The following is a 12,987-nucleotide window of genomic DNA, read 5'->3' on the forward strand; positions in this document are numbered from 1 at the left end:
GTCAACAACAGACCTCTCAGGGGGGGGATTCAGATGTTCAGGAAAGTCGTCACCGCGCTGATGGCATTGGGGATTTGCGTTCCCATGGCTGCCACCGCAGAACCCAGCACCATTGCGTCCGCTGGCCAGGGATCGAGCACCTACAATTACGCGCTCGCGATCAGCAAGGCGGCCAATGAAGACAGCGACATGGATCTGCGGCCGCAGCCCTATGACAGCACCAGCCAGGCGAGCCCGTTCATCAACGCGGGCGAGGTCGATTTCGGTCTCGAGAACGCCATCGCGGTACGTCAGGCGATGCTCGGCGAAGGCCGGTTCAAGGACCACAAGATGGACAACCTGCGGCTTGTGGCGCGGCTTCTGCCGATGCGTATGACGCTCGGCGTGCGCGAGGACAGCGGCATTGCCTCGGTCGCCGATCTGAAAGGCAAACGAGTGCCCGCAGGCTTCGTTCAGGCCGTGACCGGCGAGGCGCTGATCACGGCGCTGCTGGCCTCGGGCGGGCTCAGCTATGACGATGTCGAACGGGTGCAGGTCGCGAATTTCACCGCCATGGCGGAGGCGTTCGTGGCGGGAGATACCGATGTTCTGATCCATGTGATCGGCACGCCGCGCGACGAACAGGTGTCGCGTGACGTGGGCGGTCTGCGGGCGTTGCAACTCGGGGGTGTCGAGGATGCCGCCGTGAAGATCAGGGAAATCATGCCGGTGGCGAGTCTTCAGATGCTCGATCCGCAGCCCGCGCTGACGACGATCAAGGCACCGACCCAGATCCTTCAGTACGATTATTTCATCTACACCCATGCCGATGAGGACGATGCGACGGTGACGGCGCTGCTCAAGGGGCTCTACGAGGGCAAGGCGACGATGGTCGAGTCCGTGGCCAGCCTCGACTGGTTCGAACCCGAGGCGATGTATGTCGACATCGGTCTCGATTATCATCCGGCCGCCATGGCTTTTTATGAAGAGCACGGCCAGATCAAGTAGCAAGATGACCCGCGATCGCAGGAATTTTGCTGACAGGGCGGGGCAGGTTCTGATCTCCCTGTCCGGTCTTGCAGTTGTGCTGCTGCCATGTCTTTGGGCGATTGACCCGTTCGACTGGCTGCGCTCCAACCTTGTTGTCGATCAGTTTCTTGCGGTCGAACTTGCTTTGGCGCTCGGGTTCACCCTGTGGGTCCGGGCGCGAAACATGTCCGGGGGGATGTCGCGCGCGGCTCTCGTTCTCTCCGGTTGCGCCGCACTCGGCGTGGGACTTTTCCTGTTTCGCCATTTCGCGGGCGAGGCGGCGCTGTTCATCATGCCGACGCCAAGGCTGCTCACCGTCTCGGTGCTGTTGATCGCAGTCACCCTGCTGGCCTCGTTCCTGGCCAGCGGCTCGATGATGGGGCTCTTGTTGTTCGGCGTGTTCGGTGTCGGCTATCTGGCGCAGTTCTTCCCTGCGCCGTTCGACGCCGCGCCCGTCGATCTGAAACGCTATACGGTCTACCTTGTGTTTGGCGGTAACGGTTTTCTCGGTCGCACGCTCGGCGTGATCGCCGGCACGGTGACCATCTATATTCTCTTCGGCGCGGTCTATGAGATCTCCGGCGGGACGGCGGCCATCGACGCGCTCGCCCGCAGGATGTCGCGGCGCGGCAAGGGCATGGCGATCAAGGCGACCATTGTCTCCTCGGGTCTTTTCGGCATGGTCTCCGGCAGCGCCAGCTCCAATGTGCTGACCTCCGGCGCTTTCACCATTCAGGCCATGCGCCGCTTCGGCCTTCCGGGCACCAAGGCGGGCGGGATCGAGGCGGTGTCCTCGACCATGGGGCAGATCACCCCGCCGGTGATGGGGGCCGCCGCCTTTCTCATGGCCGATCTGACCGGGCTGTCCTATGGCAGCATCGCGCTCGCGGCGACGGTTCCGGCGATCCTTTGTTACACGGTGATGTTCGTGCAGGCGAGTTGGATGGCCGCGCGGATCGAGGGCGCGCCTCTGCCCGAGGGGGCCGAACCGTCCGCCACGACAGTACAAGACGAGATGCCTGAACTGGCCTGGCGCGATCTCTGGCATCTCCTGCCGGTGATCGCCATCGTGACGGTGATGTTCAAGGGCGACAGGATGACGGAACTCGCGGGCATCGCAGGCATCGCGGCGGCGCTTCTGTCGGGGTGGATTCTGCATGGGCCTGCCGAGCTTTGGCGCCGGATCAGGTCCTCCGCCCAGGGCGCCTATAAGACCACCGCTTCGCTGGTGATCGCGGGTTCGGCCCTTGGGGTGGTGCTCGGTGTGTTGGGGATGACCGGGCTCGATGTCAGCCTGACGCTCGGCATTCGGGAGATCGGCGAAACCAGCCTCCTGCTGTCCCTGATCCTGACGGCATTGTCCGCCATGGTGCTGGGCGCGGGGATGGCGACGACGGGGGTCTATATCATCGTCGGCACACTTCTGGCGCCGGGGCTGGTGGCGCTCGGTGTGCCCTTGATGGCGGCACATCTGTTCGTGCTCTATTTCGGCGTGGTCTCGATGATCACCCCGCCCGTGGCCTTCGCGGCGCTGGCGGCCAGCGGCATCTCCGGAGAGTCCTTCACGAAAACCGCCTTTGCGGCGATGCGGTTCGGCTGGATCATCTATGTCCTGCCGTTCCTCTTCGTCTATGCGCCGGGTCTCCTGCTCGTAGGCGATCTCTGGACCGTGGCTGCCAGCCTCGTCGGTGCCTTCGTCGCGATTCTGGCGGTGGATGCGCTTCTGGCCGGGGAGAGCCGACTGACCACGGGTCTGGCTGCCGTCTCTCTGGCTCTGGCGGTCTGTGCCGTGTTCGATCCTCTTGGGGCTGTGTCCGTCGCCGTTGCGGCAGCGATCCTCGCGCTTTGCGGTCTGCTGGTCCTGAAAGGCTGGGCGGCGCGGCTTGGCAAGGTCTGAGGCGGGTCAGATGTCCGACGTTCCGTTCAGGGTATGCCCATGACGTCTCCTTCAAAGCCGAAGCCGAAACTGGTGTTGCATGTCGGAATGCCGAAGACGGGTTCGACCGCGCTTCAGAGCTGGCTTGCGGCGTCCCGGTCTTCTCTGCGGGCGCAGGGGGTGCTCTATCCCGGCAAGGGCACGTCGCACGGTTTCCTCGTCCTGCCGCTCGATTTCGCGAACCACGGGCCGCGTCTTTTGATCGACCGGATCGGGCGCGTGCAGGCCGAGGCCGATCGGCTGTTCGAGACGGAATGGCAGGCCCTCGAGGCGGAAATCGCCGCAACCGCACCCGAGACCGTCGTGCTCTCGACCGAATATCTTTTTGTGCGCCTTGGCCTCAAGGGGCACGAGACCCTTTTGGCGCGATTAGGGGAGACCTTTTCCGAGGTGCAGGTCGTGGCCTATTTGCGCCAGCCTTCGAAACATTATGCCTCACTCGCGCTGCAACGTGTCCGGCATTCGGCAATACTTCCACCGCTTGCCCCGATGCGGGTTCGGGAGACGCTCGAGACTTGGGAGGCGGCCTTTCCCGGTCGTGTTTCGGTGCGCGCTTATGATCGGGACGCGCTTGTGCAGGGCGATGTCGTGACCGATTTCCTGACCACGCAACTTGCTCTGAGTGGGCAGGGGGGCGAGACAGGTGCGCGCGTCAACGAGAGTATGAGCGCCGAGGCCGCGCATCTGATGCAGCAAGTGCAGCGCGTGCGGTTCGCCGGTCAGGACAATGTCGTGCTGCGTGCGAGAAACCGCTATCGCAAACGCCTTCTGACCGCTGATAAACGCGTGCCCGGGGCGCAGAGGCCGAAGCTCCTGCCGGAGGTTGCGGCCGATCTGGATGAAAGCTCGACCGATCTGCTCTGGTTGCGCGACCGCTATGGCGTGATCTTCGCGGGGCTGGCTTATGAGCGGATCGCGGAACGCCCGCTTAACGTCGGGTCATCGGAACGGATTGCCGATCTGTTCGAGCTGGACGAGGCGCGTTTGCTCCTTCTCGAAACACGAATGCAGCGGTTGCATGTGCCGCTCCTGTCGTGGTTCAGGGGAGGGCGGGGTTAAGCGGGGCCTTCATGCGCCACTGAACACCTTGCGCATCATCAGAGGATTTTCCCGCACCCATTCGGCGGCGCCTTCCGACACGGCGCTGTAAACGGCCTGGCCGATTGCTTCGCCCAAGGCGGTATGCAACCCGGCATAGGCGCCCTGTCCGGCCGGGGCGGCAAGCGCAAGGCAATCGGTTCCCGTGCCGGTCACCGGCCCGCCCGCCAAACGCAGGCCCGCGTCCATCACCGCCGCGGTGCGGGCCTCCGCCGCGATGGTCAGCGCTTCGATCTGGGCGGTTTCGCGCAGCGGGGTGTCGGCCTGGACGGCGACGTTGATCGTGCCGTAGCGTTCGACCGCCCAGTCGCGGGCCGTGCGCGCGCCGATGCGTTCGGCATTGCCGAGGCCCACGGTCGCAAGAGCGGCGACCCGCACGTCCTCGACCGTCGCTTCGGTGCGTTTGAAACGTGTGATGTTGCGTGAGGTCAGAAGACCGACGGCATCGACATGTCCGTTGCGCGCCATCACGGCAGCGATCCAGTCATCTACCTCGAGCCCGACCGGCAGATCGGCATTCTTCAACTCGCGCCAGACGATGTGTCGCGCGGTGACGAAGCCGGGGCGGTAGGGCGCAAAGCTCAAGACCCGCATCGGCGCGCCGAGATCGGCGATCAGCCAGGGGCGGGTGAGATGCGGGGTGAGGAAGATGTCAGCCATGTCAGGGCTTTGATAGCTGGGCGAGCGGTTGCACCACAAGCCCCTCGGGTGTGTCCGAGAGCAGGCAACGGATCGCAAACACCTCGGCCAGGAGTGTTTCGGTCAGTACATCGCGCGGCGCGCCATCGGCGACGATCCGGCCCTCGGAGATCACGATCAACCGGGTGCAATGGCGCGCGGCAAGCCCCAGATCGTGCAGCGAGGCGATGACGCCCCGGCCCTCAGACGCGAGGGTGGCAAAGGTCTGCATCGTGCCGATCTGATGCGCCGGATCGAGCCCGGCGGTGGGTTCGTCGGCGAGCAAAAGCGGGGTGTCCTGCGCCAACGCGCGGGCGATGAGCACACGGGCCTGTTCGCCGCCCGACAGGCCGGTGGCGGGGCGCTGGGCATAGGCCATGAGGTCCATGCGGTTGAGGGCGGCGATGACCTCGGGGGCGTTCTGGTTTTCGTTCTGCGCCAGAGAGACCAGATGCGCGACGCTGACCGGCCAGGCGATCTCGCGCGCCTGTGGCAGCCAGGCTGCGGCCTTGGGGCGCGCGGCGGGGGAAAGGCGGGCCAGAGAGCTCCGTCCCGCAGCCGGGATCAACCCGAGAGCGGCCCGCAGGAGCGTCGATTTGCCCGCGCCGTTGGGGCCGATGAGGCCGACGAATTCGCCTGGTGCGATCGAGCAAGACGCCTGATCGAGCGTGGCACGGGAACCGCGCCGGACGGTGAGGTCTTGGACGGTCAAAAGGTTCATGGCTGCCCCCGCATGCGCCAGATCAGGTGGAAGAACACCGGTGCGCCGACCAGTGCCATCAGGACGCCGAGTTTCAGATCGCGCCCCGGCAGGATCAGCCGCACCGCAACATCGGCAGCCAGAACGAGAGCGGCGCCGCCCAGAGCGGAGGCGAGCAAAAGCCGCGCCGGTCGGGCTCCGACAAGAGGGCGCAGAATATGCGGGATGACCAGGCCGACAAAGCCCACGGCGCCTGCGACGGCGGTGGCGGCTCCGACGGAGGCGGCGACGCCCGCAACGAGAATGAGGCGCAGACGTCTGAGGTTGACGCCCATGGAGGCGGCGGCTTCCTCGCCGAGGGTCAGCCGGTCGAGCCCGCGACCGGTGAGCGATAGCAGCAGCCAGCCCACGGTCATCACCGGCAGGGCGGTCCAGACATGCAGGAAGGAGCGGTCTGCGAGCGAGCCCATCATCCAGAAGACGATCTCGTTGGCGGCAAACGGGTTGGGCGAGAGGTTGAGCACGAGGGCCGTAAGGGCGGAGGCGAGGGCCGAGACCGCGATGCCCGCGAGAATGAGCGACAGCGTGCCGCCACCGCGTCCGGCGAGGAGCAGGATGAGGAGCACGCAAGCCGCAGCCCCCGCGAGGGCGGAGAGCGGCAGGGCGAGGGCGAAGAGGGCGGAAAAGCCGCTTTGCAGCGCGATGACGGCGCCGAGGGCGGCGGAGGCGGAGATGCCGATCACGCCCGGTTCGGCCAGCGGATTGCGCAGATAGCCCTGCATCGCCGCGCCCGACAGGCCGAGGCTCACGCCGACCATGATGCCCAGAAACGCACGCGGCAAACGGATTTCGCGCATCACCATGCTGAGCGGCCCGTCGCTGTCGCGCACGAGTGCTGCGAGGCTTTCCAGAGGGCCGACTTCGATCACCCCGACAACCAGGGACAGCGCGAAAAGCAGGGCGACAAGCAGGCTCAAAGCCGTGATCAGAACGGGATATTTCATTGGGTTTCCAACCTCTCGCGCTCCTCGCGCAGCCGCTCGACGGCCCCGATCACGGCGGGCAGGCCACAGACCCAGTCGCGATCCTGCATCGCCATGTGACCGCCGGTCAGTTGCGTCAGGGCCGGGTGATGCAGCACCTCCTCGGCGCGGGCATAGCCAGCCTGACCCCGGCCCGAGATCACCAGATCGGGATCGGCCATGATCAACGCCTCAAGGGGCAGAAAGCCGCCATGGGGCAGGCCGAGCTCCGTGGCCAGGGTATGGAACCCGGCGGCGTCGATGATCTCTCCTGCGAGACTTTCGGCGCCGGTGCTGTAGCCATTGGCGGCATAGGTGGCGGCTGTGGGGCGCTCTTCGGTGGGGCGGATTTGCGCCGGACTTATGTCGGACAAGCGTCGGGCAAAATCGTCGGCGATCTCGCGTGCTTCCTCTTCGCGCCCGAGGGCTGCGCCCATCTTCAGGACGTTGGCTTCGATGTCATCGAGGGAGCGCGCGGGGGCGAATTCGACGACCTCGATGCCGAGACGCCGCAGCATGGAGACGGTGGCCCGCGCAGTGTACTGACCGGCGACGACCAGATCGGGGTTCAAGAGGTAAATTTCTTCGGCCTGACCGTGATTGACCGGATAGCTTTCCGCCTCTGCGACCATTACCGACGAGTTCGGGTCGCGGGAATAGGCGGTGATCGAGACGAGCTGGCCGGGAGCCGCGAGCATCATGGCGAGCTGATCGGTGCAGAGATTGACCGAGACGACACGCGCGGGTGCTGTTGCGCTCTCCCCGGCAAAACCCGCCGCCCCCGATAAGAGGGCGACGGTCAAGGTTATGATCCCGGAAAAACGCACTCAGAAGGACGCTTTGAGACCGAGATAGGCGGAACGCCCCGGCGTGTTGTAGCCGCCGGCGGTCTCGTAATCCTCGTCGGTGAGGTTCTCGATCCGCAGCGACAGCGCGGTCGCATCGTTGAGCTTGTAGGTCATGCCGGCGTTGACCAGCGTGTAATCGCCCACCTTGTGATCGGCGGGGGCATAGGCGCTCGGCACGACATCGGCGACATATTGTACGGTGAACTGGCCGCTGATGCGGTCGTTCAGCAGGGCGTCGATGCCGACGACCAGATCGTGACGCGGGACGCGTTCGGCGCGGGCCCCGGCGGTTTTCGCATCGGTATAGGTGTAATTGCCGAAAAGGGAGATGCGATCGGAGAAGGCATACTGGCCGGAAAGCTCGACGCCTTTGGAGGTCGTGGTGCCCTTGACCTGATTGTAGGTCGAGGTCGCGAAATCGTAGTCGATCCTGTCCTCGATCTCGGTGTAGAACAGCGTACCTTTGAGGAAATCCGTGTCACTGAACCGACGTTCGAGGCCGAGTTCGGCGCTTTGGCTGGTTTCCTCTTTCAGGTCTTCCTTGCCGTAGGAGCTGTAGCGTTCATAGAGAGAGGGCGCGCGGAAACCGGTGCCGAGTACGGCGCGCAGGGTCCAGTCGGGCGCGACTTCCCAGGCGGCGGCAAGACGGCCGGAGATGTGATCGCCGAAATCGGAGTGATCGTCATAGCGCAGCGCCACGGAGAGATCGAGCGTGTCCATCGGCGCCAAGAGCCATTCGGCCTTGGCGGAGAAGGTGTCATCGCCCCCCTTGGTTTCCGTGAGCGAGCCGCCGGCTTGCAGGTCGTTCAGGGTGAAATCCTCTTCGGTGTATTCGAGACCGAAGGACAGGGTGGAGGCGGCGGACAGTTCGGCACTGCCAAGATAGTCGACGGAGCGCCGTTTGCCGGAGAAGTCCCGGGTGTAACCGACCGGGGCGAGCGGGTCGGAGCGGTCGATGTCGAACAGGGAGACGCCGATTTCGTGCTGAACCATACCGGTGTCGAACCGGGTGTAGGCGCGCAGCCCCTTGCTGTCGTTGGTGGTGTAGCCGCTGGGGGCCGTTGCGGAGCGGTCAAAATCCGCCTCGGAGGTCATGTAGAGACCGGTCAGACCCACGGTCACGACATCGCTGAGATCCTGTTCCAGACCGAAGGTGAGGTTGGTGCCCTCGAACCCGTCCTTTTCGTCATTGCCCGGACGGTTGGTGAACCCGTCGGTTTTCATATGCGACAGGTTGAAATAGAGCATGCCACTGTCGCTTTCCATTTTGGTGGAAAGACCTGCAGCATATGTGTTGTCGCTGCCTGCGGTGAGTTCGACGGTGGTGTTATAACCCGGTGCGACGGCATTGTCGGTGCGGATGTCGATGAGGCCCGCGACGGCCTCGGAGCCGTAAAGCGCCGATTGCGAGCCTTTGACCACTTCGATGGAGGAGATGCCGAACCCGATTAGGCCGTTGAAGTCGTAGGCGATCTTGTTGCCGGTCATGTCGGTGACATCAATGCCGTTGATGCGTGTGGCAACATAGGCGGAGGGCAGGCCGCGGATGCGCAGGGAGGAGGAGGACCCGATGCCGCCGTTGCTGGAGTAAGAAAGCCCGGGAAGCCTGTCGAGCAGGGTGAGTGCCGGCACTGCGGCGTCCGGGATGGCTGCGGCGTCGAGTTTTTCCACCGTCGCGCCGGTCTTGCTGGCGGGGACGGGGGTGAGGCTGCCGGAGATGATGATCTCGTCGAGTTGGTAGGGGGTCTCTTCGAAGCTTTGGGCGAGCGCCGAAAGCGGCAGGGTGAGTGCTACGGTGGCCAGAAGCGACACGCGCAGGCTGTGTTTGACAGACATATGTCAATCCTCATGGAACGGGGGATGCCCCGTCGGTTGAAACGCGTCCATCGGAGGAGACCTCCGCAGACAGTGAGAGCGTCACCGCTGCGGATATGCCGCTTCCGTGGCGCGCCCCGCGCCCGGGAAAGGGTGATCATCCAAGCAGGTCTCCTGGCTCACGGATCTCGGCGACAGCCAGCCTTCCCGGGGGAGATCCCAGTGGCTCTGGTTGGCTTCGCTCACCGCTCACAGTTGCGGGGGCAGCCACGGCTTCGGACGCGCGCGATTGTGCCGGACCGTTCCGTGTTCCCTTTTCATCCGGCTGGGCCGGAACTTGAACGGGTGCAGAAAAGCGAACTGGCCGGAGAAGTCAAGATTCTCCGGCCAGTTCTTTGGTCTCGTCACGTTGCGGAAGGGCGTTTAACGCTTCTTCTTCATCGCATCGAGAAGCGCCGCACCAAAGGCACCCTGGCTCTCGGAGGCTCGGGGTTTGGACGCGTTGCCGCCACGGGGTTTGCCGCCGTATCCGCCTTTGCCGCCCGCATTGCCGCGCGGTTGCTGTGCGCTGCGGTCCTGTTTGCTCTTGTCTTGTTGGCCTCTGTCTTGCGCGCCGTCCTCCTTGCGCATAGACAGGCCGATGCGTTTGCGCGGGATGTCGACCTCGGTCACCCGCACCGACACGATGTCCCCCGCCTTCACCACCTCATGCGGGTCTTTCACGAACCTGTCGGCCAATTGGCTGACATGCACCAACCCGTCCTGATGCACGCCGATGTCGACGAAGGCGCCGAAGGCGGCAACGTTGGTGACCGTGCCCTCAAGCCGCATGCCGGGTTTCAGATCCTTGATGTCCTCGACCCCGTCGGTAAATGTCGCGGTCTTGAACTCCGGGCGCGGGTCGCGGCCCGGTTTTTCCAACTCGGTGAAAATGTCGCGCACGGTCGGCAGGCCGAAGTCCCCGGTGACGAATTGCTCGGCTCGCAGCCCTTTGAGCGCCGTCGGATTGCCCATGATCTCGCGCATGTCGCGGCCACAGGCTTTGACGATTTCGCGCGCCACGTCATAGGCTTCGGGGTGCACGGAGGAGGCGTCGAGTGGCTCATCTCCCTCGCGGATGCGCAAGAACCCCGCACATTGTTCAAAGGCTTTCGGGCCCAAACCAGACACTTTCAAAAGCGCCTTGCGCGACGGAAATGCGCCATGAATGTCGCGATGGGTGACGATGCTCTGGGCCAGAGACGGGCCGAGACCGGCGACCTGTGCCAAGAGTGGCGCGGAGGCCATGTTGAGGTCCACCCCCACAGCGTTCACGGCATCCTCGACCACCGCTTCGAGCGCCTGCGACAGGCGGCGCTGGTCGACGTCGTGCTGATACTGGCCGACGCCGATGCTTTCGGGCGTGATCTTCACCAGTTCCGCCAGCGGGTCCTGCAAGCGACGTGCAATCGACACGGCACCACGAAGCGACACGTCGAGATCAGGGAATTCCTGCGCTGCGAGTTCCGAGGCGGAATAGACCGAGGCGCCCGCCTCGGACACCACAACCTTGGTCGGGGCTTTCACGCCCGGCGGCAGGAGTTTCAGCGTCTCGCCCACCAGCTTCTCGGTCTCCCGGCTGGCCGTGCCGTTGCCGATGGCAATCAACCCGACGCCGTGACGGGTCACCAAGTCGATGATCTTCGCCTCCGCCCCGCGCACGTCCATTTTCGGCTGGAACGGGTAGAGCGTCGCAGTTTCCAACAGCTTTCCGGTGGCGTCGACCACGGCGGCTTTGACGCCCGTTCGGATGCCCGGATCGAGGCCGAGGGTGGCCTTGGCACCGGCGGGGGCGGCCAGCAAAAGGTCTTTGAGGTTGCGCGAAAACACGGTGATCGCGTCCTCATGCGCGCGCTGGCGCAGTTCGCCCAGAAGGTCGATGTGCAGCGAGATCGCGAATTTCACCCGCCACGCCCAGCGTGCCACGGTGCGCAGCCACAGATCGCCCGGTTGTTCGGTCGAAGTGCCCAGATAAGACGCGACCATGGCAATGGCGCGGTCGGCACCGGCCTCAGGCTCGGGTGCGATCTCCATAGTGACGATCTCTTCCTTGGCGGCGCGCAGGATCGCCAAGGCGCGGTGCGACGCGATGTCGGACCATTTTTCGGAATGGTCGAAATAGTCGGAAAACTTCGCGCCCTCCTGTTCCTTGCCCGCGATGACCTTCGCCGTCACAAGCGCCTCGCGCCGCATGAAATCGCGCAGCTTGCCCAGGAGATCGGCGCTTTCCGACAGCTCTTCGGTCGCAATGTCGCGCGCGCCATTGAGAGCGTCTTTCACGGTCGGCACGGCCTCGGTGATGAAGTCTTCGGCAAGCTTTTCAGGATCGGCGGAACGGTCGGCTTTGATGGCCTCCAGCAAAGGCTCCAGCCCGTTCTCGCGCGCGATCATCGCCTTGGTCCGGCGCTTGGGCTTGTAGGGCAGGTAGATGTCTTCGAGCGTCGATTTGCTCTCCGCGCCTGCGATGGCACGTTTCAGATCGTCGGTCAGCTTGCCCTGATCCTCGATGGATTTGAGGATCGTCACTCGCCGCGCTTCCAATTCGCGCAAGTAAGACAGACGGTCGTTCAAGAGGCGCAACTGTGTGTCGTCCAAACCGCCGGTGACTTCTTTGCGGTAGCGCGCGATGAAGGGCACGGTCGCGCCCTCGTCCAAAAGCCCGATGGCCGCTGTGACCTGCGCCGTCGAGGCGGCAATGTCTGTGGCGATGGTGCGCGAAATGCGGGCGGCGGTCTGCGGATCGGTGGCGGTGCTCAAATTCTGTCCTCCTGTCGGGAGGTCCGTCTTAGCCCGACGGGGCAGGGGCGCCAAGAGGGGAGATGACCTCTCCACAGTCGATATGATATGCCTATCGTAATGCGCTCTCTCGATCAGGTTTTCGCCATGCTCAACAAACTCGAAATGTTCATTGCTGTCGCAAAGGAGGGCCATTTCGGTCGCGCCGCACAGGCCCTCGGCATCACCCAGCCCAGCTTGTCTGCGGGGATCAAGCAGCTTGAGGACCAGTTGGGTGTGCAGCTCATCTTTCGTGGCTCGCGCTTCGGCGGATTGACGCCGGAGGGGCAGCGCGCGCTGGTCTGGGCGCGCAAGATCGTCGCCGACAGCCGCCAGTTGCGCGATGAAATGCGGGCGACGAAACACGGCCTGTCGGGGCAAATCAGGATCGCCGCGATTCCGACGGCGCTCACGTGGGCCGCACGGATTTCAACTGTGTTCAGCGCGGCGCATCCCAATGTGAAACTGACCATCCTCTCGCGGCCTTCGTCGCAGATCCTCACCATGCTGGACGATCTCGATGCCGATGCGGGCCTCACCTATCTCGACAATGAGCCTCTGGGCCGGGTCAGCGCCGTGCCGCTTTATGAAGAGCGCTACATGGTGGTGAGTGCCGAGGGCGGCGTTTTTGCGGGGCGCACGTCGGTGGATTGGAGCGATCTCGACGGGGTGCCGATGTGTCTTTTGTCGCCGGAGATGCAGAACCGGCGGATCATCGACCGCAACCTGGGCGCCTCGGGCGTGGTGCCGCAGGTCGGCGTCGAATCGAATTCCACCGTGGTGCTGATCGCCCATGTGCAGAGCGGCGGCTGGGTCACCGTCCTGCCCGAAGGCGTCGCGCGGTTTTTGACCGAAGGCAAGCCGCTGGACCTCATCCCGCTCTCGGGCGGCGAAGTCGGGCACCGTGTTGGCCTGATTGCGCCACACCGCGATCCCAACACGCCGGTTCTGGCCGCTTTGCTGGCCGAAGCGGGGCGTGTGTCTGATCTTGTTTGATAGGTTTTGACTATCGTTTGACGGTTTAGCGATATTGATTTCGCGATGCATCCCATGCTCTCATGGGGGAAA

General features: G+C 64.3%; 10 protein-coding genes and 1 riboswitch. Of the genes, 4 read left to right on the forward strand and 6 right to left on the reverse strand.

All coding sequences use genetic code 11. The features are described from left to right. The first annotated feature begins 33 nt into the window (after positions 1–33). The 3 genes from CEW89_RS17150 to CEW89_RS17160 are packed head-to-tail and all read left to right on the forward strand — an operon-like array spanning position 34 to position 4,003. Complete coding sequence (locus tag CEW89_RS17150; protein WP_096806717.1) at positions 34–987, forward strand: TAXI family TRAP transporter solute-binding subunit; 954 nt, start codon at positions 34–36, stop codon at positions 985–987. Between the two features lie 4 nt (positions 988–991). After that, the gene (locus tag CEW89_RS17155; RefSeq protein WP_157779903.1) at positions 992–2,905 is read left to right on the forward strand and encodes a TRAP transporter permease; all 1,914 of its coding nucleotides are present in this window, start codon (positions 992–994) and stop codon (positions 2,903–2,905) included. A 39-nt stretch (positions 2,906–2,944) separates the two neighbouring features. Then, positions 2,945–4,003, forward strand: coding sequence for a hypothetical protein (locus CEW89_RS17160; protein WP_096806719.1), 1,059 nt, complete (start codon positions 2,945–2,947; stop codon positions 4,001–4,003). Positions 4,004–4,012: 9 nt separating this feature from the next. On the opposite strand, the gene CEW89_RS17165 is transcribed toward CEW89_RS17160, so the two are convergent. The 6 genes from CEW89_RS17165 to CEW89_RS17190 form a co-directional block, all read right to left on the reverse strand. Beyond that, positions 4,013–4,702 (reverse strand): adenosylcobinamide amidohydrolase, encoded by a 690-nt coding sequence (locus CEW89_RS17165; protein WP_096806720.1) that lies wholly within the window; start codon positions 4,700–4,702, stop codon positions 4,013–4,015. Position 4,703: 1 nt separating this feature from the next. After that, positions 4,704–5,441 carry an ABC transporter ATP-binding protein gene (locus CEW89_RS17170; RefSeq protein WP_096806721.1) on the reverse strand — a complete coding sequence of 246 codons (738 nt, stop codon included), beginning with the start codon at positions 5,439–5,441 and terminating at the stop codon, positions 4,704–4,706. Continuing rightward, on the reverse strand, positions 5,438–6,424 hold the full coding sequence (locus CEW89_RS17175) for a FecCD family ABC transporter permease (RefSeq protein ID WP_066706088.1): 987 nt from the start codon (positions 6,422–6,424) through the stop codon (positions 5,438–5,440). Before CEW89_RS17175 ends, CEW89_RS17170 begins: the two co-directional genes overlap by 4 nt. Beyond that, entirely contained in the window at positions 6,421–7,245 is an 825-nt protein-coding gene (locus tag CEW89_RS17180) for an ABC transporter substrate-binding protein (protein ID WP_244906096.1), read from the reverse strand. The genes CEW89_RS17175 and CEW89_RS17180 overlap by 4 nt, the downstream gene beginning before the upstream one ends. Positions 7,246–7,269: 24 nt before the next feature. Next, positions 7,270–9,126 (reverse strand): TonB-dependent receptor plug domain-containing protein, encoded by a 1,857-nt coding sequence (locus CEW89_RS17185; protein WP_096806722.1) that lies wholly within the window; start codon positions 9,124–9,126, stop codon positions 7,270–7,272. 126 nt (positions 9,127–9,252) lie between these two features. Next, a riboswitch (cobalamin riboswitch) is annotated at positions 9,253–9,461 on the reverse strand. A gap of 67 nt (positions 9,462–9,528) precedes the next feature. Next, positions 9,529–11,901: a Tex family protein gene (locus CEW89_RS17190; RefSeq protein WP_096806723.1), complete on the reverse strand. Its 2,373-nt coding sequence runs from the start codon at positions 11,899–11,901 to the stop codon at positions 9,529–9,531. Between the two features lie 126 nt (positions 11,902–12,027). Here CEW89_RS17190 and CEW89_RS17195 point away from each other — a divergent pair, with 126 nt between their 5' ends. Next, on the forward strand, positions 12,028–12,915 hold the full coding sequence (locus tag CEW89_RS17195) for a LysR family transcriptional regulator (protein ID WP_096807289.1): 888 nt from the start codon (positions 12,028–12,030) through the stop codon (positions 12,913–12,915). Positions 12,916–12,987 lie beyond the last annotated feature (72 nt).

It is taken from the genome of Celeribacter ethanolicus (assembly GCF_002407265.1).
Taxonomy (GTDB): Bacteria; Pseudomonadota; Alphaproteobacteria; order Rhodobacterales; family Rhodobacteraceae; genus Celeribacter; species Celeribacter ethanolicus.